The organism is Marichromatium purpuratum 984 (genome assembly GCF_000224005.2).
GTDB classification, from domain to species: domain Bacteria; phylum Pseudomonadota; class Gammaproteobacteria; order Chromatiales; family Chromatiaceae; genus Marichromatium; species Marichromatium purpuratum.
This window is the reverse complement of sequence record NZ_CP007031.1, coordinates 917654-942457: the sequence shown is the minus strand read 5'-3', so window position 1 is coordinate 942457 and position 24804 is coordinate 917654. Positions and strand designations below refer to the sequence as shown.

The 24804-nt window shown below is 65.8% G+C and carries 26 protein-coding genes, 1 tRNA gene and 1 other RNA gene; 11 read left to right on the top strand and 17 right to left on the bottom strand.

All coding sequences use genetic code 11. From position 1 onward, the window contains the following. Positions 1-4: 4 nt before the first annotated feature. The 8 genes from MARPU_RS04335 to tpiA all read right to left on the bottom strand — a co-directional run bounded on the left by MARPU_RS04335 (position 5) and on the right by tpiA (position 4878). Positions 5-532 (bottom strand): NADH-quinone oxidoreductase subunit NuoE family protein, encoded by a 528-nt coding sequence (locus MARPU_RS04335; protein ID WP_005220212.1) that lies wholly within the window; start codon positions 530-532, stop codon positions 5-7. Beyond that, positions 532-1791 (bottom strand): NADH-quinone oxidoreductase subunit D, encoded by a 1260-nt coding sequence (locus tag MARPU_RS04330; protein ID WP_005220211.1) that lies wholly within the window; start codon positions 1789-1791, stop codon positions 532-534. The genes MARPU_RS04335 and MARPU_RS04330 overlap by 1 nt, the downstream gene beginning before the upstream one ends. After that, complete coding sequence (locus MARPU_RS04325) at positions 1784-2494, bottom strand: NADH-quinone oxidoreductase subunit C (RefSeq protein ID WP_005220210.1); 711 nt, start codon at positions 2492-2494, stop codon at positions 1784-1786. Before MARPU_RS04325 ends, MARPU_RS04330 begins: the two co-directional genes overlap by 8 nt. An 18-nt stretch (positions 2495-2512) precedes the next feature. After that, complete coding sequence (locus MARPU_RS04320; RefSeq protein ID WP_005220209.1) at positions 2513-2989, bottom strand: NuoB/complex I 20 kDa subunit family protein; 477 nt, start codon at positions 2987-2989, stop codon at positions 2513-2515. After that, positions 2980-3336, bottom strand: coding sequence for an NADH-quinone oxidoreductase subunit A (locus MARPU_RS04315; protein WP_025275102.1), 357 nt, complete (start codon positions 3334-3336; stop codon positions 2980-2982). The genes MARPU_RS04320 and MARPU_RS04315 overlap by 10 nt, the downstream gene beginning before the upstream one ends. A gap of 175 nt (positions 3337-3511) precedes the next feature. Continuing rightward, a tRNA-Leu gene (locus MARPU_RS04310) sits at positions 3512-3596 on the bottom strand. 8 nt (positions 3597-3604) lie between these two features. Then, the gene (gene secG, locus MARPU_RS04305) at positions 3605-4093 is read right to left on the bottom strand and encodes a preprotein translocase subunit SecG (protein ID WP_005220207.1); all 489 of its coding nucleotides are present in this window, start codon (positions 4091-4093) and stop codon (positions 3605-3607) included. Positions 4094-4113: 20 nt separating this feature from the next. Beyond that, positions 4114-4878: a triose-phosphate isomerase gene (gene tpiA / locus MARPU_RS04300; RefSeq protein ID WP_005220206.1), complete on the bottom strand. Its 765-nt coding sequence runs from the start codon at positions 4876-4878 to the stop codon at positions 4114-4116. A 149-nt stretch (positions 4879-5027) separates the two neighbouring features. Here tpiA and smpB point away from each other — a divergent pair, with 149 nt between their 5' ends. Both smpB and ssrA read left to right on the top strand, forming a co-directional pair. Beyond that, the gene (smpB, locus tag MARPU_RS04295; protein ID WP_005220205.1) at positions 5028-5507 is read left to right on the top strand and encodes an SsrA-binding protein SmpB; all 480 of its coding nucleotides are present in this window, start codon (positions 5028-5030) and stop codon (positions 5505-5507) included. Between the two features lie 82 nt (positions 5508-5589). Further along, positions 5590-5946, top strand: a transfer-messenger RNA (tmRNA) gene (ssrA, locus tag MARPU_RS17015). A gap of 273 nt (positions 5947-6219) precedes the next feature. Here ssrA and MARPU_RS04290 read toward each other — a convergent pair. Both MARPU_RS04290 and MARPU_RS17005 read right to left on the bottom strand, forming a co-directional pair. Next, a complete protein-coding gene (locus MARPU_RS04290; protein WP_005221544.1) occupies positions 6220-7380 on the bottom strand; it encodes an IS701 family transposase in 1161 nt (386 codons plus the stop codon). A gap of 63 nt (positions 7381-7443) precedes the next feature. Continuing rightward, positions 7444-8299, bottom strand: a protein-coding gene (locus MARPU_RS17005; RefSeq protein ID WP_156929227.1) for an IS5 family transposase whose coding sequence is annotated in 2 segments (ribosomal slippage) — positions 7444-7957 and positions 7956-8299 — 858 coding nt in all. Because the reading frame shifts where the segments join, the coding sequence is not laid out codon by codon here. Between the two features lie 126 nt (positions 8300-8425). Here MARPU_RS17005 and MARPU_RS04280 point away from each other — a divergent pair. Next, complete coding sequence (locus MARPU_RS04280; protein WP_005221544.1) at positions 8426-9586, top strand: IS701 family transposase; 1161 nt, start codon at positions 8426-8428, stop codon at positions 9584-9586. 366 nt (positions 9587-9952) lie between these two features. Here MARPU_RS04280 and MARPU_RS04275 read toward each other — a convergent pair whose 3' ends face one another. Together MARPU_RS04275 and MARPU_RS04270 are read right to left on the bottom strand one after the other, a co-directional pair. Next, positions 9953-10501 (bottom strand): HD domain-containing protein, encoded by a 549-nt coding sequence (locus tag MARPU_RS04275; protein WP_005224441.1) that lies wholly within the window; start codon positions 10499-10501, stop codon positions 9953-9955. An 846-nt stretch (positions 10502-11347) separates the two neighbouring features. Continuing rightward, a complete protein-coding gene (locus tag MARPU_RS04270) occupies positions 11348-11545 on the bottom strand; it encodes a hypothetical protein (RefSeq protein ID WP_005224440.1) in 198 nt (65 codons plus the stop codon). Between the two features lie 444 nt (positions 11546-11989). Between MARPU_RS04270 and MARPU_RS04265 the strand changes: the two genes are divergently transcribed. Then, positions 11990-12232: a hypothetical protein gene (locus tag MARPU_RS04265; protein ID WP_005224439.1), complete on the top strand. Its 243-nt coding sequence runs from the start codon at positions 11990-11992 to the stop codon at positions 12230-12232. A 51-nt stretch (positions 12233-12283) separates the two neighbouring features. Here MARPU_RS04265 and MARPU_RS04260 read toward each other — a convergent pair whose 3' ends face one another. Beyond that, a complete protein-coding gene (locus tag MARPU_RS04260) occupies positions 12284-12628 on the bottom strand; it encodes a TusE/DsrC/DsvC family sulfur relay protein (protein ID WP_005224438.1) in 345 nt (114 codons plus the stop codon). 290 nt (positions 12629-12918) lie between these two features. Here MARPU_RS04260 and MARPU_RS04255 point away from each other — a divergent pair, with 290 nt between their 5' ends. From MARPU_RS04255 to MARPU_RS04235, 5 genes are all read left to right on the top strand, one after another. Then, positions 12919-14454, top strand: a complete 1536-nt coding sequence (locus MARPU_RS04255) for an alkaline phosphatase (RefSeq protein WP_005224437.1) — start codon at positions 12919-12921, stop codon at positions 14452-14454. A 51-nt stretch (positions 14455-14505) separates the two neighbouring features. Next, positions 14506-15615: a YibE/F family protein gene (locus tag MARPU_RS04250; protein WP_005224436.1), complete on the top strand. Its 1110-nt coding sequence runs from the start codon at positions 14506-14508 to the stop codon at positions 15613-15615. A 138-nt stretch (positions 15616-15753) separates the two neighbouring features. Beyond that, entirely contained in the window at positions 15754-17403 is a 1650-nt protein-coding gene (locus MARPU_RS16505) for a sensor domain-containing diguanylate cyclase (RefSeq protein ID WP_005224435.1), read from the top strand. Between the two features lie 27 nt (positions 17404-17430). Next, positions 17431-18060 (top strand): protein phosphatase CheZ, encoded by a 630-nt coding sequence (locus tag MARPU_RS04240; RefSeq protein ID WP_005224434.1) that lies wholly within the window; start codon positions 17431-17433, stop codon positions 18058-18060. A 221-nt stretch (positions 18061-18281) separates the two neighbouring features. Further along, positions 18282-19646, top strand: coding sequence for an NAD-dependent succinate-semialdehyde dehydrogenase (locus MARPU_RS04235; protein ID WP_005224433.1), 1365 nt, complete (start codon positions 18282-18284; stop codon positions 19644-19646). Positions 19647-19658: 12 nt separating this feature from the next. Here the strand turns inward: MARPU_RS04235 and MARPU_RS04230 are convergent, their stop codons facing one another. The 3 genes from MARPU_RS04230 to MARPU_RS17465 all read right to left on the bottom strand — a co-directional run bounded on the left by MARPU_RS04230 (position 19659) and on the right by MARPU_RS17465 (position 21199). Beyond that, a complete protein-coding gene (locus tag MARPU_RS04230) occupies positions 19659-19976 on the bottom strand; it encodes a cupin domain-containing protein (RefSeq protein WP_005224432.1) in 318 nt (105 codons plus the stop codon). 102 nt (positions 19977-20078) lie between these two features. Next, on the bottom strand, positions 20079-20372 hold the full coding sequence (locus MARPU_RS04225) for a hypothetical protein (RefSeq protein WP_025275100.1): 294 nt from the start codon (positions 20370-20372) through the stop codon (positions 20079-20081). Positions 20373-20500: 128 nt separating this feature from the next. Continuing rightward, positions 20501-21199: a hypothetical protein gene (locus tag MARPU_RS17465; protein ID WP_005224431.1), complete on the bottom strand. Its 699-nt coding sequence runs from the start codon at positions 21197-21199 to the stop codon at positions 20501-20503. A gap of 170 nt (positions 21200-21369) precedes the next feature. Here MARPU_RS17465 and MARPU_RS04215 point away from each other — a divergent pair, with 170 nt between their 5' ends. Then, positions 21370-22851 (top strand): lipopolysaccharide biosynthesis protein, encoded by a 1482-nt coding sequence (locus MARPU_RS04215; RefSeq protein ID WP_005224430.1) that lies wholly within the window; start codon positions 21370-21372, stop codon positions 22849-22851. Between the two features lie 31 nt (positions 22852-22882). Here the strand turns inward: MARPU_RS04215 and MARPU_RS04210 are convergent, their stop codons facing one another. Then, positions 22883-23509: a DUF2076 domain-containing protein gene (locus tag MARPU_RS04210; protein ID WP_005224429.1), complete on the bottom strand. Its 627-nt coding sequence runs from the start codon at positions 23507-23509 to the stop codon at positions 22883-22885. A 155-nt stretch (positions 23510-23664) separates the two neighbouring features. Between MARPU_RS04210 and nhaR the strand changes: the two genes are divergently transcribed. Beyond that, complete coding sequence (gene nhaR, locus MARPU_RS04205) at positions 23665-24582, top strand: transcriptional activator NhaR (protein WP_005224428.1); 918 nt, start codon at positions 23665-23667, stop codon at positions 24580-24582. Positions 24583-24804: the final 222 nt, after the last annotated feature.

The window sequence follows — 24804 nt, the reverse complement described above, 5'->3', positions numbered from 1 at the left end:
GGTCTCACTCCAGCCCGTCGATGAGTTCGTCGAGCGCCTCCGGCGAGAGGTTCTCGTGGTAGGTCTTGTCGACCAGCACCGCCGGCGCATGACGGCAGGCCCCGAGACATTCCACTTCCTTGAGGGTGAAGCGACCATCGGCGGTGGTCTCGCCCGGACCGACCCCGTACTTCTCGCCGACGTGCTCGATCAGCGTCTCGGAGCCGCGCAGCATGCAGGAGACGCTGTTGCAGACACAGACCTTGTGCCGCCCCTGGGGTTCGAGGTCGTACATGCCGTAGAAGGTGGCGACCTCGTAGACGGCCACCTCGGGCATGTCGAGATAGACCGCCAGGTCGTCCATCAGCTCGCGGGTGAGCCAGCCACCGTTGGCGTCCTGCAGCAGGGTCAGTGCGGGCATCACCGCCGACTGCTGCCAGTCCTCGGGGTAACGGGTCAGCAAGGCGTCGATCGCCTCGCGCAGCTCTGCGGTGAACAGGGTCGACTTGTCGCGATCGTGCGCGACGGTGAGCGGTGTGGTGCGAAAACTCATCAGCGATCGATCTCCCCGAAGACGATATCCAGCGTCCCGATGATGGCCACCACGTCGGCGATCATGTGACCGCGCGACATCTCGTCGAGAGCGGCCAGATGGGGGAAGCCGGGGGCGCGAATCTTCAACCGGTAAGGCTTGTTGGCCCCGTCGGAGACGATGTAGCAACCGAACTCGCCCTTGGGCGCCTCGACCGCGGCATAGACCTCGCCGGGCGGCGTGCAATAGCCCTCACTGAAGAGCTTGAAGTGATGGATCAGGGCTTCCATGTCCTCCTTCATCCGCTCGCGCGAGGGCGCGATCACCTTGGCATCGTCGATGCGCACCGGGCCAGGGTTGGCGCGCAACCAGTCGATACACTGGCGGATGATGCGGTTGGACTGGCGCATCTCCTCCATGCGCACCAGATAGCGATCGTAGCAGTCGCCGTTGACGCCGATCGGGATGTCGAAGTCGACCTTGTCGTAGGCGGCATAGGGCTGCTTCTTGCGCAGGTCCCAGGCGATCCCCGAACCGCGCAGCATCGGCCCGGTGAAACCAAGGGCCTGGGCACGCTCGGGCGAGACCACGCCGATGCCGACGGTACGCTGCTTCCAGATGCGGTTGTCGGTGAGCAGGGTCTCGTACTCGTCGACGTGCTTGGGGAAGCGCTCGGTGAAGTCCTCGAGGAAATCGAGCAGGGAGCCCTGGCGATTGGCGTTGCGCCGGGTCATTTCCTTGGCGCCGTGCCACTTGGAGCCGGCCTTGTCGAACTGCGGCATGCGCTCGGGGAGGTCGCGATTGACCCCGCCCGGACGATAATAGGTCGCGTGCATGCGCGCGCCGCTGACCGCCTCGTAGCAGTCGAACAGGTCCTCGCGCTCGCGGAAGCAGTAGAGGAACACGCTCATCGCACCGATGTCGAGCGCGTGCGCGGCCAACCACATCAGGTGGTTGAGGATGCGCGTGATCTCGTCGTACATGGTGCGGATGTACTGCGCGCGCTCCGGCACCTCGACCCCGAGCAGCTGCTCGATGGCGCGCACGTAACCGTGCTCGTTGCACATCATCGAGACATAGTCGAGCCGGTCCATGTAACCGATGCTCTGGTTGTAGGGCTTGCTCTCGGCGAGCTTCTCGGTGGCGCGATGCAGCAGGCCGACGTGCGGATCGGCACGCTGGATGACCTCACCGTCGAGTTCGAGCACCAGACGCAGCACGCCGTGGGCAGAGGGATGCTGGGGACCGAAATTGATGGTGTAGTTGCGAATCTCAGGCATCACCTGGCTCCTGGCTGGGGTCGGACCCGGCGGACGCGTCACCACGAATCACTCGCGGCACCAACACCCGCGGCTCGATCGAGACCGGCTCGTAGACCACGCGGGCCTGCTCGGGGTCGTAGCGCATCTCGACCTGGCCGATCAGCGGGAAGTCCTTGCGGAAGGGATGCCCGACGAAGCCGTAGTCGGTGAGGATGCGACGCAGGTCGGGATGACCGCGGAAGAGGATGCCGTAGAGATCGAAGGCCTCGCGCTCGAACCAGTTGGCCGCCGGCCAGAGGTCGACCACCGAGTCGACCATCGGCTGGGCACCGCCGGCATGGACCCGCAACCGCAACCGGCGGTTGTAGGCCAGCGAGAGCAGGTGGTAGGCCACCACGAAGCGCTTGGGGTCGTCGAGTTCGAGTTCGGGGTCGCGGTCGACACCGCGCCCGAAGCCGGTGAAGGAGGCCGTCTCGGTCTCCCACTCAGACTCGCCGTAGGCGGCGTAATCGACGCCGCAGACGTCGATCAGTTGCTCGAAGCGCAACGCCTCGTGGTCGCGCAGGGTCAGGCACACGTCGAGCAGACGCTCGGAGGGTACCACCAGGGTCAGCTCACCAAACTGCTCCAGCAGCTCACAGCCGTATTCCGCGAGCTGCTCGCGAAGAGTGGCGGCGAGCGCATCCAGCCTGGCGTTGCGGGTCAGGTGCTCTGTAGACATGGATTATGGAGACTGCTGTCAGCGGGCGATGGTGTTCGTTCGGCGGATCTTGTTCTGCAGTTGCAGAATGCCGTAGAGCAGCGCCTCGGCGGTCGGCGGGCAGCCGGGCACGTAGACATCCACCGGCACGATGCGATCGCAGCCGCGCACGACGGAATAGGCGTAGTGATAGTAGCCGCCGCCATTGGCGCAGGAGCCCATGGAGATCACCCAGCGCGGCTCGGCCATCTGATCGTAGACCTTGCGCAGGGCCGGGGCCATCTTGTTGACCAGGGTGCCGGCGACGATCATCACGTCGGACTGGCGCGGACTCGGACGGAAGATGATGCCGAAGCGGTCGAGGTCGTAGCGCGCGGCACCGGCGTGCATCATCTCGATCGCGCAGCAGGCCAGACCAAAGGTCATCGGCCACATCGAACCGGTGCGCGCCCAGTTGATGAGCTTGTCGGCCGTCGTGGTGACGATGCCTTCTTCAAGAACCCCTTCTATTCCCATTCCAGTGCGCCCTTCTTCCACTCATAGATGAAGCCGACCACCAGGATGCCGAGGAAGATCGCCATCGACCAGAAGGCAAAGACCCCAAGGTCATCCAGCACGACCGCCCAGGGAAAGAGGAAGGCGATCTCCAGATCGAACAAGATAAAGAGGATTGCGACCAAGTAGTAACGGACGTCGAACTTCAGACGTGCGTTCTCGAAGGCCTCGAAGCCGCACTCGTAGGGGGAGTCCTTTTCCTGATCCGGTCGGCGCGGCCCCAGCAGGTATCCGAGCCCAAGTGACCCGACACCCACCAGGATCCCCACGAGGATAAAGATCAGGATGGGCAAATAGTTCTCGAGCACCTTGACCCCCGTGTTTCATGGTTTGCTTATAAAGCCGGAAGACTGAGTCTAGTGCAGCGTCAACGACAGTGTCAACCCGACACTCAATCAAAAATATTAGGATTTTCAATCCCTTAGAATATTTATACCGGCACAAAAAAACGGCATACCAGATCCTGGTATGCCGTTTGCTGTTTGGTGCCGACGGCCAGACTCGAACTGGCACGGCTTTCGCCACTACCCCCTCAAGATAGCGTGTCTACCAATTTCACCACGTCGGCAATAAATTTTATTCGCTTTTACCGAACTCGACAGATGAACCATCTGCCTGTCCGTCAGCGTGTCCCACTACATTATCAGAATTTTCGTCGCTGTCAACAGAAACTTCTGCAGTAGGCATGGCGGGGACATCCGGAGCACCCTGAGTGGCGCTGTCATCGGAATCCACACCAGGGACCGAGGGCACGTCGGACGGCACCAGGGTTTCCGGCGCGGCCTCGATCAGCACGGCATCGTCCATGTCTTCCATGAAGCCTTCCGGCTCGCCGACCTGGGTCGCGAAGTAAGCCAGCGCCATGCTGGTCAGGAAGAACAGTGTCGCGAAAATTGCGGTCGCGCGCGTCAGGAAGGAGCCTGACCCTTGCGAACCGAAAACGGTTTGCGATGCACCGCTTCCGAAAGCGGCTCCAGCGTCGGCACCCTTGCCGTGCTGAATGAGGACCAAGCCTATCAGGCCCAGCGACAGGAAGACCTGGACAATTGTCAAAATGGTTTGCATGCCTGACTCGTTACCCTGGGCTAACCTGCCGCCGCCTCTGCAGCGCGACAGATCGCGAGAAAATCATCAGCGTCCAGCGACGCGCCGCCGATCAGTCCGCCATCGATATCCGGCTGTGCCAGCAGTTCGGCCGCGTTACCGGGCTTCATGCTGCCACCGTAGAGAATCCGCAGCGCCTGCGCAATTCGCTGATCCGATGCGGCAATTCTTGCGCGCACGAAGGCGTGGACCTGCTGCGCCTGCTCAGGAGTCGCAGTCTTGCCGGTACCGATCGCCCAGACCGGCTCGTAAGCGATGTCGAGCGCGGCGAAGACCTCGATGCCGGCAACCTGGAGCACGCCGTCGAGTTGTGCGGCGATGACCGCCTCGGTCTCGCCGCACTCGCGCTGCTCCAGCGTCTCGCCGATGCAGAGGATGGGGCGCATCCCGCTGGCGATGACCGATTGCAGCTTGCGCGCAATCAGGGTGTCTGACTCGGCGTGATACTCACGGCGTTCGGAGTGCCCGCAGATCACGTAGCGACAGCCGAACTCGGCCAGCATCGCTGCCGCGACCTCGCCGGTATAGGCACCAGCGGACTCGGCGCTGACGTCCTGGGCGCCGAGACGCACCACGCCATCGGCGAGTTCGGCCTCACCGAGCGCCAGATAGGGGAAGGGGGGACAGACCGCGACCTCGACTCCTTGGAGCGAGGCGGCTCCCGCTGTTACACCGCCGAGCAGCAGCTGCGCGTCGCGCTTGCTGCCGTTCATCTTCCAGTTCCCTGCAATCAGTGGCGCTCGCATGGCAAAGACTCCGTCCTGATCGAGCCGGGTAATCTACCCGCTTAGCCTATCCCTTGCAAGCCAAAGGGCGCGGATGTGCGTATCATGGGGGCTGGACAGGCGCTCGCCTCCCGTACCGCCCTACCTCGACTATCGATTACACTCGCGACATGGCTAAAGGAAAGAAGAACAAGACCGACGGCGGCTCGACCATCGCGCTCAACAAGAAGGCGAGCCACGACTACTTCATCGAGCAACGCCTGGAGGCGGGCTTGGCACTCGAGGGCTGGGAGGTCAAGAGCCTGCGCGCCGGGCGCATCCAGCTCAAGGAGAGCTACGTCAAGATCCTCCATGGCGAGGGCTACCTGATCGGCGCCCACATCTCGCCGCTGCAGACCGCCTCCACCCACATCAACCCCGACCCCACGCGATCGCGCAAGCTGCTGCTCAAGCGCCACGAACTCAACCGCCTGATCGGCCAGACCGAGCGCGCCGGCTTCACCCTGGTGCCCACGGCCATGTACTGGAAGCGCGGTCGTGCCAAGCTCGAGATCGGCCTCGGCAAGGGCAAGAAGCAACACGACAAGCGCACCACCGAGAAGGATCGTGACTGGCAGCGCGAGAAGGAGCGGCTGTTCAAGGGCAACTGAGCCGCCACGACCAGCGCCCTCCCCCGGCACACCCCACTTGCCGGAGAACTCTCGCTCTTCTATAGTGTCGATCTGATTACCTGGGGGCGACTGGCTTCGACGTGGGTCGCGAAACCTAAGGTGCATGCCGAGGTGCGGTTGACCTCGTAAAACCCTCCGCAAACTTATAGTTGCCAACGACGACAACTACGCTCTCGCTGCTTAATCCCAGCGGGCCTCTGACCGTCACTTGCCTGTGGGCGGCGGATTCCAGGGGTAACCTCACACAGGATCGTGGTGACGGGAGTCCGGACCTGATCCACTAAAACCTAACGGACTCGCCGACTGATCGCCCTGCCCTTCGGGCGGCAGAAGGCTAAAAACAATAGAGTGGGCTAAGCATGTAGGACCGAGGGCAGAGGGCTTGCGGACGCGGGTTCGATTCCCGCCGCCTCCACCAAGCAAACAAAAAAGGCCAACCATGAATGGTTGGCCTTTTTTGTTGCGCGGGCGAAGAAAATCATTGGGACTCGATATCTGAGAGACTCCACTGATCGCCCTACTACTACAGCCGCACATCATTATGGCGGCCCAGCCCCTCGCGCTCGATAATGACAGACCCTGGCCCGCGCCTGATGTCGTCGTCGCCAATCCGACCAGGCGATGACAGCATCAGGCGGGGCGCGTTCGCGCCACAACAGCGCCTCGAGCAGGTGCCGGATCTCAGGGGCGGTCAGTGCGATCCGCCCGGCGACAGCGCCCCCTTTTTCGCCCGTCGTTGCAGCACGACGAGGCAGGCATGGGCCAGCAGCGCAAGGGTGATATGGCGATGCCAAGCCGGCCAGCGGCGCACCTCATACTCGTCGAGCCCACACTGCTGCTTGGCCAGCTCGAAGCCGACCTCGATCGCCCAGCGCTGCCCGGCGACCTTGGCCAGGCGCTCGAGTGTGGCCTCGGCGCGGGGCGCGAAGGCGATGTAGTAGGCCCGCTCCTCGGGGCGGTTGCAGTTGCGCCGCACCACCAGCCAATGCCCCCAGGCGCGCTCCTCGGCGCTGAGCTGCAGGCGCCACAGCGGCACCCAGGCCCACTCGAAGGTGCGCGCGCCCTTGCTCCCGGCGCCGACGGCGTGGCGCTGCCAGGCCGTCTCTGGCAGCGCCTTGGCCAGTGCCGCGACACGATGGGTCTGCGGGCCATCGAACCACACCGGTTCATTGCCCGCCACGGCGAGCACGAAGGGCTGTTGGCGCGCCTCGAGCCACAGGCGCAGCTTGCGATCCTTACCGTAGACGGCATCGCCCGTCACCCAGCCACAAGGTACCCCGGCATCGAGTGCGCGCTCGAGCATCGTACGCGCCAGGGCTGGTTTGGTCTGGAAGCGGCGTGCCTGCTCCGGGACGCCGGCCTCGGCGCAGCGTGCGGGGTCATTCGCCCAACATTTGGGCAGGTACAGCGCCCGATCGATGAAGGCCGCGCCGTGCCGGCTGGCGTAACACAGAAACACCCCGATCTGACTGTTCTCGACCCGGCCCGCCGTGCCGCTGTACTGGCGCTGCACCCCCACCGAGTGCGTGCCCTTCTTCAAGAAACCGGTCTCATCGACGATCAGCACCGCCTCGGCGTCGCCCAGCGCCTCGACGACATAGGCACGCAGCACCTCGCGCGCCGCCTCGGCGTCCCAGCGTGCCGTGTTGAGCAGGCGCTGCACCCCGTCCGGGCGCCGTTCGCCCAAGGTTTCGGCCAGCTGCCAACCGTTCTTGCGTGGCACTGTCGTCAGCAGCCCTTGCAGATAACCCCGCGCTCGGGCGCGCGGCTCAGGACGACGAAAACACGCCGCCAGGCGCTGATGGATCCTGTCCAGTTCCGTCTCCCAGCCAGAGACCTCGCTGTACTTCATGTTGTTTGAAAACCAAGCCGTTGAGTCCACATATCACAACACAAAAAATATGCGGCTGTAGTACTACGTTTTGTACGAAAAGTAGTGCCTGAGGCATCTACGGATGCAAGCAAGCGTGAACATTGCCGAGAAGCTGGTCGCCAACTTGTCGTAACGGGTGGCGATGCGTCGACAGGACTTGAGCCAGCCGAACAGCCGCTCGATGACGTTGCGCTTGCAATAGCTGGGCTTGTTCAGTATCCGAGGGCGGCCAGGCTTGGGTTTGCGCACGCCCTTGCGCTGCGGGATCACCGGACGGATACCGCGCCGATCGCAATAGCGGCGTAAGTCGTCGGCATCGTAGCCCTTGTCGGCGAGCAGTTGGCGGCAACGGGTGCGCGGACGACCTCGATGAGCGCTGGGCAAGCGGACCTGATCGAGGAGCGGTTGGGCATGGCGAATGTCGCTGTGCTGGCCTGGGGAGAGCAGAAAGCTCAAGGGAACGCCCTTGGCATCGCAGAGCAGGTGGATCTTGGTCGTCAGGCCGCCGCGACTGCGCCCGAGCGCATGGCTCAGCGGCTCCTGCGGCCCCCCTTTTTCCGCCGCCAGCGGCGGCGCGCGTGGCACGGATCGAGGTCGAGTCGATCATCCAGGTCTCCAGATCGATCAACCCATCCTCGCGCAGCCGGATGTGCAGCCGGTCCAGGACCTTGGTGAAGGTGCCGTCGTCACGCCAGTCGCGAAACCGCTGGTAGACCGTCGACCAGGGACCGAAGCGCTCGGGCAGGTCGCGCCACGCCGCACCCGAGCACAGCACCCAGAAGATGCCGTTGAGCATCAGGCGGTCATCCCGGCGTGGGCGACCGGTACGCTGCGGATGGGAAAACAGATCGGCGATCAGCTCCCAGGCCTCTTCTGGGAGTTCGTAACGTCTCGACATCTGGCCTCTTCTCCTGCAAGAACGAGGTCAGTGTAACAAGCAGGGTTTTCGTACAAAACGTAGTACTACAGCCGCATATTTTTTGTGTTGTGATATGTGGACTCAACGGCTTGGTTTTCAAACAACATGAAGTACAGCGAGGTCTCTGGCTGGGAGACGGAACTGGACAGGATCCATCAGCGCCTGGCGGCGTGTTTTCGTCGTCCTGAGCCGCGCGCCCGAGCGCGGGGTTATCTGCAAGGGCTGCTGACGACAGTGCCACGCAAGAACGGTTGGCAGCTGGCCGAAACCTTGGGCGAACGGCGCCCGGACGGGGTGCAGCGCCTGCTCAACACGGCACGCTGGGACGCCGAGGCGGCGCGCGAGGTGCTGCGTGCCTATGTCGTCGAGGCGCTGGGCGACGCCGAGGCGGTGCTGATCGTCGATGAGACCGGTTTCTTGAAGAAGGGCACGCACTCGGTGGGGGTGCAGCGCCAGTACAGCGGCACGGCGGGCCGGGTCGAGAACAGTCAGATCGGGGTGTTTCTGTGTTACGCCAGCCGGCACGGCGCGGCCTTCATCGATCGGGCGCTGTACCTGCCCAAATGTTGGGCGAATGACCCCGCACGCTGCGCCGAGGCCGGCGTCCCGGAGCAGGCACGCCGCTTCCAGACCAAACCAGCCCTGGCGCGTACGATGCTCGAGCGCGCACTCGATGCCGGGGTACCTTGTGGCTGGGTGACGGGCGATGCCGTCTACGGTAAGGATCGCAAGCTGCGCCTGTGGCTCGAGGCGCGCCAACAGCCCTTCGTGCTCGCCGTGGCGGGCAATGAACCGGTGTGGTTCGATGGCCCGCAGACCCATCGTGTCGCGGCACTGGCCAAGGCGCTGCCAGAGACGGCCTGGCAGCGCCACGCCGTCGGCGCCGGGAGCAAGGGCGCGCGCACCTTCGAGTGGGCCTGGGTGCCGCTGTGGCGCCTGCAGCTCAGCGCCGAGGAGCGCGCCTGGGGGCATTGGCTGGTGGTGCGGCGCAACTGCAACCGCCCCGAGGAGCGGGCCTACTACATCGCCTTCGCGCCCCGCGCCGAGGCCACACTCGAGCGCCTGGCCAAGGTCGCCGGGCAGCGCTGGGCGATCGAGGTCGGCTTCGAGCTGGCCAAGCAGCAGTGTGGGCTCGACGAGTATGAGGTGCGCCGCTGGCCGGCTTGGCATCGCCATATCACCCTTGCGCTGCTGGCCCATGCCTGCCTCGTCGTGCTGCAACGACGGGCGAAAAAGGGGGCGCTGTCGCCGGGCGGATCGCACTGACCGCCCCTGAGATCCGGCACCTGCTCGAGGCGCTGTTGTGGCGCGAACGCGCCCCGCCTGATGCTGTCATCGCCTGGTCGGATTGGCGACGACGACATCAGGCGCGGGCCAGGGTCTGTCATTATCGAGCGCGAGGGGCTGGGCCGCCATAATGATGTGCGGCTGTAGTAGTAGGACGCGAAGCGTGATCTAAGCCCGCGAGCCGCAAAATCTTGAGGACGCAGCCCGCCCACACCCCACCAACCTAACCGCTCACGCAGCTGCTCAGTCGGGTAAGCGCTTCGGCAAACGGCTACGCCTGGGGCTGTGAAAGGGGCGCTTTCACTGACTGGAGCAAGCGCTGACGGCCCTGTAGCCGACATGCGCTCAGAGCCCGCGCCCCTGGGCATGGACCCGGTCGAAGGCCGCTTCGAGCACGGCGTGGGTCCCGCGCAGGCCGTCGATCACCTGTCCGGCCCAGTCGAAATAGGCGCGCTGGCGCTCACGGCTCCAGTCCGGCGGGGGCGAGTCGAGGATGTCGCGCAGGTTGCAGATCTTGTCGGCGAGCTTGACCAGGCGCGCCTGCTCGGAGAGCTGCGGGGCGTGCTCGATCTGCAGCCGTTTACGCTCGTGCTGGGCCAGCGACCTGTCGTCGCTGACCTCGAGTACCACGGCGGCGACCTCACGACCGAAGTGCGCGATCAGCTCCGCTTCGGTGGTGGCGGTGTCCTCGATGGTGTCGTGCAGCAGTGCGGCACAGAGCACCACGGGGTCAGTCACCCCGGCCTCGTCGATCAGCACCCGGGTCAGGGCGATCGGGTGGTTGATATAGGGCGAGGCGCGCTCGTCCTTGCGGCGCTGGTCGCGGTGCTTGTCCGCGGCGAAGTCGAGCGCGCGCACGAAGTCGGCCAGGGACTCATACTGCATCGTCGTCATCTTCTTTACTCCTCGGGGCCACCTCATCCCGGACGACGGCCTTGGCCAACGGAACGAGACGACGGGCATGGGGGCTCGCATGGACCCGCCGGGCACCGTCTCGCATCCAGCATCACGCCCCCGTCCATGAGCCTGGTAAGGCCACATGCAGCGATGATTGATGGAATCCTGCGACAAGGCGCGGCTGCGGTTCAACCCCGAATCACCGATGACGACCCTGCGCTACGGCGATCACCAGATCGATATCCGCCAACGTGGCCAAGGGATGATTCGAGACGCAACGCCGACCAAGGGTTCAGCGGATCGGTGACAGGGAGAGGTGAAGCGAGCGATGGACAACAACCTGACCGCGCTCGCACACGATTGCAGGATACGGCCGGATCTCGCTAGCCATCAAGAATCAACGCCCCGAGGGGGTCAGACTCCAGACCATTCGACGACACGAAGGGACTCGACGGTGTCCGAGCATATCCCGGTAACGCACCGCCCCCGGCAAGCGCGGCAGCAAGCAGGGACAGATGAGGCAGGCAGCAACACCAGCGGCATGTCATCGGCGGTGAGGATCGCAACGGCGCTGGGATAGCCGCCGTGCGGTGCGAATTCGCGCTTGCGGGAATGGTCGGCGCCTCACCGAATATCGAGCGTGACGACAGGCATCGAGTCCAACCCCAGCGCCCACGCGAGCGGAGGCCCGGGAACGCTCCATGTCAGCGGCAGCCCGGCCCATCCTGGGCCAAGACGTCGATCAAGCCGAGCAGCACCCTCAGCATTACCGCGACACGCCGTGCCAGACACGACACACCCAGCGGCCCATGTCCACCCGGAAGAGGCTAAACACGTCCGTCATCAACCGTGCCAGCGCAGCCGACCGCCGGAACGCGCGAAACTGCTGGCGATCAGCGCCTCCCATGGTGAGGCCTCTCCACCCAACAGACAGAGCGCGGCCCGCGTCTGTACCGACAGACGCCAGCGTCCCTGCCGGGTCGCGGCGAGCCAGGCCCGGGCGAGTTCGCACTCCAGCTCCGCATCGGGCGGCTTGCGCATGCCCGCGCGACGTTGCAGGGGCGGCGCGGATGGCGAGCGCGAACCATGTCTCCAACGAACACCGGGCGATGCCTGGGCACATCTCCAGCAACGAAAGATACAAGTTTTGGCGGGGGGTGCGTCGCCCCCTGAACAGTCATTTTCGGTCATCGTGCATCTCCGTGGTCTGATTGCGCAGCGGATCGCACATGCGGGAGCAGCCCACCGGGCGATCCAATCGGTCGCCTACAGCCATTCCGTCCCTGGACTTGTGCAAGAGTACAGGGCAGCGCGGCCACGCCAACGACCGCTCATCATGTTGCAGCGCAAAACGCCCTTACCCTGGTTCAACCGTCGGACCGAAAAAATCCACCACATATCCCCACCCCCCCATGCATCGACATCCAGGCGCTATGCTCAAACGCCCGACACGGCCCCACCGAGACAACACAGGAGATATTAGAGATGACCACGCCATCGACCCATGCCCCCTTCGCGCTCACCATCGCTCTGCTCGGCGCGCTGACCCTCACCGGCTGTGAACAAGAGGGACCGGCCGAGGAGGCCGGGCGCAAGATCGATCAACAGGCAGAACAGGTCGGTCAACAACTGGAGCAGGCTCGCGACGCCGTCACCGAGGCACTCGAGGATGCCGGAGACCGGCTCGAGCAGGCCACCGACCAGCTCGAGGGTAGCGGCGAGCGCTGACACCCCGAGGTCCGGCCCGCTCGATGCAGGCAGCGCGGCGGGCCGAGGGTGTCAGCGCAGTTGACGCCCCCCCTCTCCGCCGGGCGCCAAGGACGCGCCGCGTGGCGAGCCGGAGGCCGGCAGGCCGGCGACCCGCCAGGCTGTCCGCACTCCCCCGAACAGACGCTCGGCACAATCCACCGGAAGACCCAGCGCCCGACACGGATCGATACGCGCGCATCCCTCCAGATAGTCACCTCGCAACCGATCGATCAGGTCCCAGTGCGTCTCGGTCAACTCACCGAGGCGCAGCTCGGCGGCGATCGCCAGCGCCAGGTCGCGACTCCACAGCTCGGGGTCCTCGAGAAAACCCTGCTCGTCGAATAGGTCCTGATGGCATGGGGTCGAATCGTCCATCGCAACCTCCAGCATCGGTGGTCGGATTGGGGTCACGCAGCCAGGCTGCGCCCTGCCCTACACAAGGTAGACGGCGATCACGCAAACGGTAGCCCGAGCAGAGCCAGCAACCACCGCTGCGCACCACAAGATGACGACCGATGTCACGGCGCCGTCCACGAATCGTCACGCCCATCTGGTGAAATCGCGCGCCTGGGGGGAAACCCCATGTCGAGAAGGTCTATCCCGAACCCAAGGAATCTGGTGACCGGAGCCTCCCGGTCATCGCTATATCGCGAGGATCCGTAGCAATGATCGACAGCAAGCCACGCACCCTGGCCGGTGCCCTGCTCCTGGGGTTGTGCGCACTGGGCGCCACCAGCGCAAGCGCCGCGCCCAAGTACATCTTCTATTTCATCGGCGACGGTATGGCCAGCCCGCAAATCCATGCCACCGAGGCCTATCTCGGCGCCCTGCAACAGGACGACGCCGAGCCCGGTGGGACCAAGTCGGTGGCGCTGCACATGAGTCAGTTCCCGGTCCAGGGGATGCAGACGAGCTATGCCAACGACCGCCTGATCACCGGCTCGGCGGCCGCCGGCACCGCGCTCGCCTGCGGGCTCAAGACCAACATCGGGGTCATCGCCATGGACCCGAGCGCCACTCGGCCCTACACCACCCTCGCCGAACTGGCCAAGCGCAAGGGGATGAAGGTCGGCATCATCAGCAGCGTCTCGCTCGATCACGCCACCCCGGCGGTGTTCTATGCCCACGAGTCGAGCCGCAACAACTACGAGCAGATCGACCAGGCGCTGCTGGCGAGCGACGTCGACTACTTCGGCGGTGGCGGCCTGCGGGTCAACAAATGGAAGAGCGCGCAATACGCCGACCTGAGCAACGCCGAGCGCTATACCCTGGTGCGCGAGTGGGCGCGCGCCCGCGGCTTCCAGTACGCCGACGACCGCGCCACCTTCGACACTCTCGCACCGGGGCTGCGCACCATCGCCATCAACCCCTATCTCGACGGCTCCAACGCCATTCCCTATGCGCTCAACCGCAAGGCCGGCAACTACCCCGGCGGGCCCTACGAGGGCTCGATCAGCCTCGCCGAGTTCACCGCCAAGGGCATCGCCGTGCTCGATAACCCACAGGGCTTCTTCATGATGATCGAGGGCGGCAAGATCGACTGGGCCGCGCACGCCAACGACGCCCGTGCCGCGATTGAGGAGACCCTCGCCTTCGACGACGCCATCCGGGTCGCCGCCGACTTCGGCGCCCGCTATCCCGATGAGACCCTGATCGTGGTCACCGGCGATCACGAGTGCGGCGGCATGACGCTCGGTTTCGCCGGCACCGCCTATGACACCTATTTCGAGGTGCTCGCCGGCCAGCAGCTCGCCTACGACGACTTCGACGACCGGGTGTTCGAGGCCTATCTCGCCCAGTTCGACACCGCCCCGCCAAACATCGACGCAACCCTCTGGGAGCTGGTCTCGACCTACTTCGGACTCGACGGCGCCAAGCTCACCGAGACCCTCGATGACGACCTCAGTGACTACGAACTCGGCCTCCTCGAGGCCGCCTACGACAAGGCCGCACACAACCACAGCGACAACGTCGCCGAGGCCGACACCCTGCTCTACGGCGGCTACAACCCGTTCTCGGTGACTCTCACCCACCTGCTCAACCGCCGTGCCGGGATCGCCTGGACCTCCTATTCGCACACTGCGGTACCGGTACCGGTGCTGGCCACCGGTGCCGAGGCCTGGCGCTTCGGCGGCTATTACGACAACACCGAGGTGGCACGGCGTATCGCCGCAGCCATGCGGGTCGAACTCGATCAGTGAGCCCAGCGGGCGCCCCCTGGCGGGGCGCCCGCCACGGCTCGCCTACCAGCGATGAAAAAAGACCTCCTCACCATTTCACTCTTCACCCTGCTCTGTCTGCTGCTGTGGCTGGCGCCCACCGGCTTCGAGCACAGCCGTCCCGAGGGCAGTCTGCTCGCCAAGGCGCTGGTGGTCGCCAGCGACGACGCTGATCTGCGCCAGCACGGCGTGGTGCGCACCGGTACCCAGACACTCACCGTCGAGCTGCTCGACGGCACACAACGCGGACAGCGCGCGCGCGTCACCAACGCACTTACTGGCAAGCTCGAGTTCGACGAGTTCTACCGTCCCGGCGAGCGCCTGCTGGTCGAGTACCGTCTACGCGACGGCGAGATCGGTCTGGCCTATGCGCGCGGTCACTACCGTCTCGATCACCAACTGTTGCTGCTCGGGCTGTTCTGCGGTTTTCTCGTGCTGGTCGCCGGCTGGACCGGGGTCAAGGCGCTGCTCTCCTTCGTCTTCGCCGCGCTGGCGCTGTGGAAGGTGCTGATCCCGCTGTTGCTGCGCGGGTCCGACCCCGTGCTGGTTGCCCTCGCGGTGGTCGCCGGGCTCACCGCCGCGGTCAGCCTGCTGATCGGCGGTCTCAACCGCCGCGGCCTCACCGCCTGTCTCGGCGCGCTCGGCGGGCTGTTGCTCGCCTATGCCCTGGCGCGCATCTTCGCCACCGGTTTCGCGCTCCATGGCGTCGTCCGCCCCTTCACCGAGAATCTGCTCTATGCCGGGTTCGCCGGTCTCGACCTCACCGCGATCTTCCTCGCCGGGATCATCCTCGCCTGCTCGGGCGCGGTGATGGATCTGGCGATGGACATCGCCGCCGCGCTCGACGAGCTGCGCGCCAAGCGTCCCGACCTCGGCGCGCGTGCGCTCTTCGTCTCCGGCATGGCGGTCGGTCGGTCGGTGGTCGGAACCATGACCACCACCCTGCTGCTGGCCTACTCCGGTGGCTACACCACCATGCTGATGGTGTTCATGAGCCAGGGCCTGGCGCTCTCTCAGGTGCTCAATATCCACTTCGTCGCCGCCGAGGTGCTCAACGTCATCGTCGGCAGTTTCGCCCTGGTCGCGGTCGCCCCCCTGACCGCACTCGCCGGCGCCCTGATCTATCGCCACCCGGCACGCTGAAACGACCGATCACGCGGCCGACGCGGCATCCATCACGTATTGCGGGTATCCTGCAGTGTGGCTGCACTCCTCCATGGAGTCGCACCCACATTCGTCTGGTCTACAGACATCGATCAGTCTCGACCCCACTTATCCGCAATGCCATCACACGCCCAACCGGATCGCGAACACCTCGACACAGACAGCCCCGACGCGTCGGGGCTGGCGGCAATCGGCGTGCCGGTGCTGGTACTCGACGACAGCCATCGCATCCACACCGCCAACCCGGCGGCCGTGGCACTGTTCGGTCACGACCCCGTCGGCGAGCACTGCTTCACGCTGCTCGTCGGCGAGACGGCCGCGTGCGCCAACTGCCCGGCCACGCACGCGCACCCCGCGTCGGGGTTGGCACGCAACATCCGCGACGCGGAAGGTCGCGAGCACTACCTGAAGGAATCGCTGGCCCACGGCCCGAACGGCCTGGTGCTCACCCTGGTCGACATCAGCCGCGAGATCGAGGCGCTCAGACGCGCCGATCTCGGTCGCAAGGAGGCCCAGGCCAAGCGCATCATCCTTGAGCGCCAGCACCGCGAGGCGCTGCTCGAGCAGCGCGGACTCAGCCAGCTCATCGATGACCTGCCCGATGCGCTGGTGACGATCTCCTCCGACCACCGCATCCTGCGACGCAATGCCGCCGCCCGGCTGCGGTTTGCCAGGGGCGCGACGGCGGGAAGCTGCTACGAACTGCTCGGTCATGACGTGCCCTGCCCGGACTGCCCGGCCCACGACGGCTTCCCACTCGATGCCGCGCACAAGACCAAGCACCGTCTCGGCGAGCGCTACTACACCGAGCAGCTGATCGATACCGGCGACGGCAACGGCCTGCTGCTGTTTCGCGACACCACCCGCGAGATCCGGTTGATCGAGGAGATCCGGGCACAGCGCGCCACCATCACCCGCAACAACGACCTGCTCTCCGGGCTGGTGCGTCTGGAGTCACTGATGCGCCACGCCGCCACCCCCGTGGATGTCGCCGACGAGCTACTGACGCTGTTCATGTCGGCCTGTGGCAGCGAGGCCGTCGCGCTGCAACTCGACGACGGCCCAACCGAGCCGATCCGCCGTGGCGATGCGCCAGCGGAGCCGACCCCCGACCTACCTCGGCTGGAGATCGTCGGCGGTGACGGTGGACGGGTCGGCGAGGTCTGGTGGCGACCGGGCACCGCCGAGGGCGGCGACGAACTCGCCGGCCTCTTCTTCGAGCCCTTCGGCGCCTATCTGCACAACCGCCGGCTGATGCACCAGCTCGAGGAAAAGGCCAGCACCGATGCCCTCACCGGCGTATACAATCGGGATTATCTACATGCTGCGCTGGAGATGGCACGGCACGATCACGTAACCAGAGCCATGCCGCACGCCCTGGTACTGGCCGACGTCAACCGACTCAAGCAGGCCAACGACCGCTACGGACACGAGGCCGGTGATCGGCTGATACTGGCCGTCTCCGAGCGGCTCTCCCAGGCGGTGCGCGCTTGCGACATCGTCGCCCGGACCGGTGGCGACGAGTTCGTGATCCTGCTCCCCGGGTCCACCGAGAGCGAGGCCGAGGCCCTGGTCGATCATCTCCAGCGGAACGTGTTCTCCGGGGCCAGCATCGAAGTTGCCCCGCGCGAACACCTCCCGATCAGCCTCAGCCTCGGCGCCAGCGGGACCGATCGCACCCCGCCGGAGTCGCTGCTCAAGACCGCCGACGCTCGCATGTACGCCGCCAAGGCGGCTTTCTACAAAGACCACAAATACAACAGATAGGCGCGATCGCATCGTCGCGAGGGACCCATGGCAGAGCCGCAGAACATCGACAAGAACATCGCCTCACTGGTCAAGGCCACAGAATCCATCCTCAACGGCGAATACGAGCGACTCGACATCGACATCGACGCCGAGAGCATGCTCTCGGTGCTGGCGCAGAAGATCAATGCGCTGGTGGTCAACATGAAGAGCGCCGAGACCCCACTCACCAACGCCGGCGAGCAGGCACCGAACGCGGTCAGTCACGCGCGCAACGTGATCGAGCTGATGTCGCAGTCCACCGGCCAGGTACTCGACAACGCCGACCAGCTCTCCCTGGAGATCGAGGGGTTGGAGACCCAGCTGCACAGCAGCCCCCCCTCGAGCACCGAGCACGAGCAGCGTCTCAGCCAGATCAAGCACCATCTGTTCGACATCGTCGCCTCGCAGTCCTACCAGGACGTTGCCCGACAGCGCATGGAACAACTGGTCGAGGACCTCGACCAGATCCGCGACTGGCTCGTCGAGGTGCTGGTGATCCTCAACATCCAGCAAAACAGCTCGATCGAGAACGTCGAACAGAAGGCCCAGCTGCTGCGCGAGGTCAACGGCTCGAATACACCGGAGGCGCTCAAGCAGGATCTGGTCGACGACCTGCTCTCCGAGTTCGGCTTCTAGGCACCACTCCTGCGTCGAACCCCGCCGACACGATCGGCCCGGGCAGCGCCACTCCAGATCCCGTTCACGCGCGCTGTTGCGCAAGGCCGGCTTGATCCGCCCTGGCCCCGCACCGACACTCACGGCGATGCGTCACGACGAAGCCAGCGACTGGCGTACATCGGGGGCCGCTCCGGTCGGCGACGCGACACCAGGAACCACCCCAGCCGCAGGAGCCATCGATGCCACTGAGATCTATCGACCCCGCAACCGGCCTCCTCCATGCCACCCTCGAGCCGGCCACCGCCGTGGGGCTCGAACAGGCGCTCGCCACCGCGAGCCGCACCGCCGGCCCGTGGGGCTCGCAGCCACTCGCCACTCGCGTGACACTGCTTCGCGCCCTGGCCGAAGGGCTGCGCGCCGAGCGTACCCGGCTCGCCCGACTGATCACCGACGAGATGGGCAAGCTCATCGCCGAGGCCGAGGCCGAGATCGACAAGTGCGCCCTGGTCTGCGACTACTACGCCGAGCACGCCGCGACCCAGCTCGCCGACATCCCGCTCGCGTCCGACGCCAGCCGCAGCCTGCTCGTGCACCAGCCGCTCGGCGTGGTGCTGGCGGTGATGCCCTGGAACTTCCCCTTCTGGCAGGTCTTTCGCTGTGCCGCCCCGGCGCTGGCCGCGGGCAACGTGGTGCTGCTCAAGCACGCCTCCAACGTGCCGCGCTGCGCGCTGGCGATCGCCGATCTGTTCACCGCCGCCGATGCGCCCGAGGGCGTGTTCCAGACCCTGCTGATCGACGCCGAGACCGCCGAACAGGTGGTTGCCGACCCACGGGTGCGCGCCGTCAGCCTCACCGGCAGCGAGCGCGCCGGACGCCGGGTGGCGGGGATCGCCGGGGCCAACCTGAAGAAAAGCCTGCTCGAACTCGGCGGTGCCGATGCCTGCGTGATCCTTGAGGACGCCGACCTCGAGCGCGCCGCCGAGATCGGTGCCCGCTCGCGCTTCATCAACGCCGGACAGAGCTGTATCGCCGCCAAGCGCTTCATCGTCGTCGAGACGGCGGCCGATGCCTTCGTCGCGCGGCTCCAGTCCAGGGTCGAGGCCCTGGTGCCGGGCGATCCACGCGACCCCGCCACCACGCTTGCGCCGCTGGCCCGCGAGGACCTGCGCGAGACCCTGCACCAGCAGGTCGAGCAGAGCCGCACCGCCGGCGCCGAGCTGCGCTGCGGCGGGCAACCGTTAGCGGGACCGGGGTGGTTCTATGCGCCGACCCTGCTCGATCGGGTCGGGCCGGGGATGCCCGCCTATGACGACGAGCTGTTCGGGCCGGTGGCGACGGTGATCCGGGTGGCCGACGAGACCGAGGCACTGCGCGTGGCCAACGACACCCGCTTCGGACTCGGCGGCAGCGTGTGGAGCGCCGATGCCGCACGCGGCGAACGCTTCGCCCGCGCCATGGCCTGCGGCGCGGTCTTCGTCAACGGCTTGGTGAAGAGCGATCCGCGCCTGCCCTTCGGCGGGATCAAGGACTCGGGCTATGGTCGTGAACTCGGCGCGCCCGGCATCGCCGAGTTCCTCAATCTCAAGACCCTGTGGGTCGGTTGAGGCGACAGATGGCTAGGCCGCCTTCATCCGCTCGGCGGCCAGGCTGACCACCGGCTCGTCGCCCATTACCTCGGCCTGATAGAAGGTATGTCTGGGGATCACCACCAGGTCGCCGGGTTCGAGCACCAGGCTGCGCTCGCCGATCCCCACCCGCATCCGACCGCAGATGACGCCATCGATATGATCGATCCCGTGGTCGTGATCGGGGAGGAAGGTCCCCGGGGGGTAGATGTCGAGTCGGGTCTGGAAACCGCGGCCCTCGAGCTTGCGCCGCATGCTCGCCTCGGTGAGCGCGCCGTCGCGTCGGGCATGCCAGTGTTCGATCTGCATGATGCGCCCTCCTGCGCCAGGATGACGGGACGGTGACAGCCGCCCCTACCGTCACCTTAGCCGAGCCACCCACCTTTGCAAGACGGCCGATCCGACTGACCATCACACCCGCCTTGCGCCTCGGTCGAGAGCGCACCACACCGGGTCGTCGATCAGGGACAGCCCCATCGCGCAGCGACTCCCCGGCGGCAGGTCGTACTCGGCCTCGTGACCCAGCACCGCGCGCAGCCGCAGCCCGAGCTGTTCGTCCTCCAGGATCCGGAAGCCCAGGGTGGCGTAGAAGGGCGCGTTCCAGCCGAGATCGCCGCAGGTGGTCAGGGTGAGCGCGCGGTAGTGGCAGCGAGCGCGCCCAGGCGATCGCCGCTCAGATCGATCCAGGTGCGCCGCGACCGGCAAGACCCGATCATCGGCGATTCAGACCAGCTCGGAGACGCTCCTGAACGACTCACCCACTGAGCACTCGATCCCGGGCAGCGTCTCGATCTCATCGCGCCGCATCGGTCTCACCCAGAGATCGCCCCAGGTCAATGGCGCGCCCGCTGGCGCAGCCGGGCCTGACGGGCACGGATGGTGGCGCGACGGGTCGCACGCCACAACCCGCGCACTCCGAGCGCGAAACAGACCGCGCCGAACAGGGTCAGGGACTGCTCGGTCCAGTGCAGCGACACCGGCTTGGTTTCGGTCATGGCCAGCGAGGGCAGGATCAATATCACCGCCAGATCGATCGCAAGCAGCAACCCTACGCCCCAGTGTCGCAACCGCAGCGCGCTCGTCAGCAACAGAGCGCTCAGCATCAGCTTACCGATCGAGGCCAGCGCCAGCAGCGGCAGGAACCAGCCACGCGCCATCCCCAACAGCTCGACCCGCGCCACGGCGACAGCAGCAATCAGCGTCACGATCCCCAGGGCCAGGCGCCAGGGGTGGCGTAATGGTGGTCGCACCGTCGACCACAGCGCCACTGCCAACAACGCGAACCCCGGCCCCAGCAGGGGAAAGAGCGCCGCGGCCAGCCAGGGGATGTCCATCCCCTGGGTCACCACCAACAGCTTCCAGCTCGCCTTGACCACTCCCGCAGCAAAGACCAGCACGGCACCGAGCCGGGCCATGGCCAGCTGCGTGTCGTCGCGGTCGCGGACATAGCCGGTCAGCCACCACAGGGCCAGACCGGTGACGGCCACCGGCAGCAGGTTGTAGAGCGCAAGGGCGAGAGAGAAATCGTACATCCAGGTATCCACCGCTTGAAATCATGGTTATTGCACCATGATCCGGCCTCGATCGCACCGTTCAGGATTCACGAAAACCAACAGGGATCCAGACAGCAGCCCCTGACATCGCGGACCAACGACAGGGTTTAGAATATGCGCCCTGCCCGCACAAGCCGAGAGCATCGATCTTGAACCCACTGAAACGACTCGCCTCGCAGACCGCCATCTACGGCGTCAGCAGCGTCCTCGGGCGCTTCCTCAACTATCTGCTGGTGCCATTGCTGACCTACAGCTTCGCGCCCCAGTCCTACGGCGTGGTCGCCGAATTCTACGCCTACATGGGCTTTCTCGCAGTGGTGCTCACCTTCGGGCTGGAGACCGGCTACTTCCGCTTCCGCAACAGCGACGCCTGGGCACCCGAGCGGGTCTACGGCACCGTGGTGCAGACCTTGCTCGTCGGCAACCTGCTGTTCCTGCTCGGCGCGCTGCTGGCGAGCGAGCCGCTGGCGGCGCTGCTGCGCCACCCCGAACACCCCGAGTACATCTGGTGGTGCGCGGCCATCCTCACCACCGACGCGCTCGGCGCGGCGGCCTTTGCGCGACTGCGCGCCGAGGAGCGCGCGGCGCGCTTCGCCGCGATCAAGCTGCTCGAGATCGGCGCCAACATCGGGCTGACGGTGTTCTTCGTCGGTCTCTGCCGTCCCGCCTTCGAGCAGGATCCCAACTCGTTCCTGGGGGCGCTGTGGGACCCGGCGATCGGCATCGGCTACGTCTTCATCGCCAACCTCATTGCCAGCCTGATCAAGCTCGGGTTGCTTGCACCACAGCTGCGCGACGGTCTCGGCGGCTTCCAGGGGACCTTGTTCCGCAGTCTGATCCGCTACTCGGCGCCGATGGTGGTGATCGGGCTGGCGGGGATCGTCAACGAGATGCTCGATCGCGCCGCGCTCAAGTACCTGCTGCCCTATGACGACGCCACCAACCTCGCCCAGCTCGGCATCTACAGCGCCTGCTACAAGCTCTCGATCCTGATGGCGCTGTTCATCCAGGCCTTTCGCTATGCCGGCGAACCCTTTTTCTTCGCCTATGCCCGCGAGCGCGACGCCCGCGCGGTCTACGCCCTGGTGCTCAACTGGTTCGTGATCTGTTGCGTGCTCATCTTCCTCGTGGTGTCGCTGTTCCTGGAGCTGTTCGGTCTCTTCGTCGGCCCCGAATACCGGGCGGGACTCGACGTGGTGCCGATCCTGCTGATCGCCGGCATGCTGCTCGGGGTCTATGTCAACCTCTCGATCTGGTACAAGCTCACCGACCGTACCCTGCTTGGCGCCGGGGTGTCACTGATCGGCGCCGCGATCACGGTGGTGCTGCTGTGGTGGTGGGTACCGATCCACGGCTATGTCGGCGCGGCCTGGGCGCACCTGGTGTGTTATGCGAGCATGGTGGTGCTGTCCTACCTGCTCGGACGCCGTTATTACCCGGTGCCCTACGAGATCGGACGGGTACTCGGCTATCTCGCCCTCGGCATCGGACTTTATCTACTCGCGCAATGGCTGACGACGAAGGCGAACGGGTCGTCGCTGACGGTGGGCGGGGCCGCCCTGGTGGGATTCATCGCGGTGGTGGCGGCGACCGACGGTCGCCGCCTGCTGCGCCGGTCGGTGCGGGGCTGACGGCCCCCGGCACCGACCGGCGCGGACGGCCTCAGAACTCCTCGCCGCCGAAGTCACCGAAGTCGCCGAAGCCCTCGTCCTCGGGCATCGCCTCCATCGGATCCTGCATCATCTCCGGCTCGGCCGGCATCTCCGGCTCAGCGGGGAGGTCGGCGGCCTCGGCATCGTCGGCGAACATGCCGGCGATGGCGTTACCGAGCAACACGCCGCCGGCCACGCCCATGGCGGTCTGCGCCGCACCGGCGAGGAAGCCACCGCCGCCACCGGCCTGACCCTGCTGGAAGGGCGCGGCCCCCGGTCCCTGGGGCTGCGCGCCACGCCCGGCACCCCAGCCACTACCGCTCGAGCGCCGCGCCTGCTGCTGCGGGGCCTGCTGCTGCGAACCGGCACCGAACAGACCGCCAAGGAAACCACCACCGCCCTGCTGCGGACGCTCGGCGAGCTGCTTCTCGAGATCTTCGACCCGCCCCTGCAGGTTCTTCAGCGCGTGCTCTTGCACCAGCACCGCCTGGGCCATCAGATAGGGGGCTGCCGGCTGACGGGAAATCATGTCATGGATCAGCTTCTCCGCCTCGGGGTCACGCTGACCGGACTGGGTCTCGGCCTGCTGCAGGCGCTGGAACAGCCCTTCGATTGCGGTTTGGTCCTGTGCATTCATCTTGCGGATTACCTCATGATGTTCGTTCGGTGGTCACGCACCGTCGCGCGACGATACCTTCCACTGTCAGTGACAACAGAGTGTAAGACAAGGTTTCGATCAATATAATTCGAATCTTTTCTAGATCTGATATCGAAAAAAACGAACAAAAGGCGATGCGTGGCAGTAACTACAACCATCTCTATTATTTCTGGATGGTCGCCAAGGAGGGTGGCGTAGTCCGCGCCGCCGAGGCGCTGCATCTCACCCCGCAGACCATCAGCGGCCAGCTACGGGTGCTCGAGGACCAGCTCGGCACCCGGCTGTTCGACCGTCGCGGACGCGGGCTGACGCTAACCGAAACCGGCCGCCTGGCCTTCAACTTTGCCGACGAGATCTTCCGCCTCGGCGCGGAGATGGAGGAAGCATTGCAGGGGCGGACCAGCGGCCGACCGCTGCAGTTCACCGTCGGGGTGGTCGACGTGGTACCGAAGATGGTCGCCTACCGGCTGCTCGAGCCCGCGCTGCACCTCGCCGAGCCAGTGCGCATCCACTGTCGCGAGGGCAAGCTCGAGGCCCTGCTCGCCGACATCGCGGTGCACAAACTCGACATGGTGCTCGCCGACACCCCATTGGCCGGGGCGCTCAATGTCCGCGCCTTCAACCACCCGCTCGGCGAGTGCGGCATCACCTTCTTCGCCGCCCCGGCACTGGCCAAGCGTTATCGCACGGGCTTCCCGCAATCGCTGCACCAGGCGCCGATGCTGATCCCGGCGCTCAACACCGCGCTGCGCGGCGCGCTGATGCAGTGGCTCGACCAGCTCGACATCCGTCCACGGGTCGTCGGCGAGTTCGAGGACCGAGCGCTGATGCAGGCCTTCGGCCAGGCCGGGGTCGGGGTCTTCGTCTCGCCCAGCGTGATCGCCGAGGAGACCCGGCGTCAGCACGGGGTCGAGACGATCGGCGCGACCGAGGCGGTGCGCGAACGCTACTACGCGATCTCCGCCGAGCGCCGCCTGCGCCACCCCGCTGTCGTCGCCGTCAGCCAGGCCGCGCGACTGGAACTCTTCCAGGCGGAGACCGAGGGCGGCTGAGGCCAGCGGCCAAAAGGTTGAACCGCAAAGGTTGAACCGCAAAGTCACAAAGGACGCCAAGGGGAGGAAAGTCTTCAGCCCCGAGTGAGAGCAAAGCACAGCGTACCCACCGGAGGTGAGCGGCGAGGTTCGTCGGTAGGCGTCGACGTCGATGTCGCCGCCAACCCGGCACACGACCGTCCTTTCCTTCGCGCCCTTTGCGGCTTTCATGTCGCACCACAA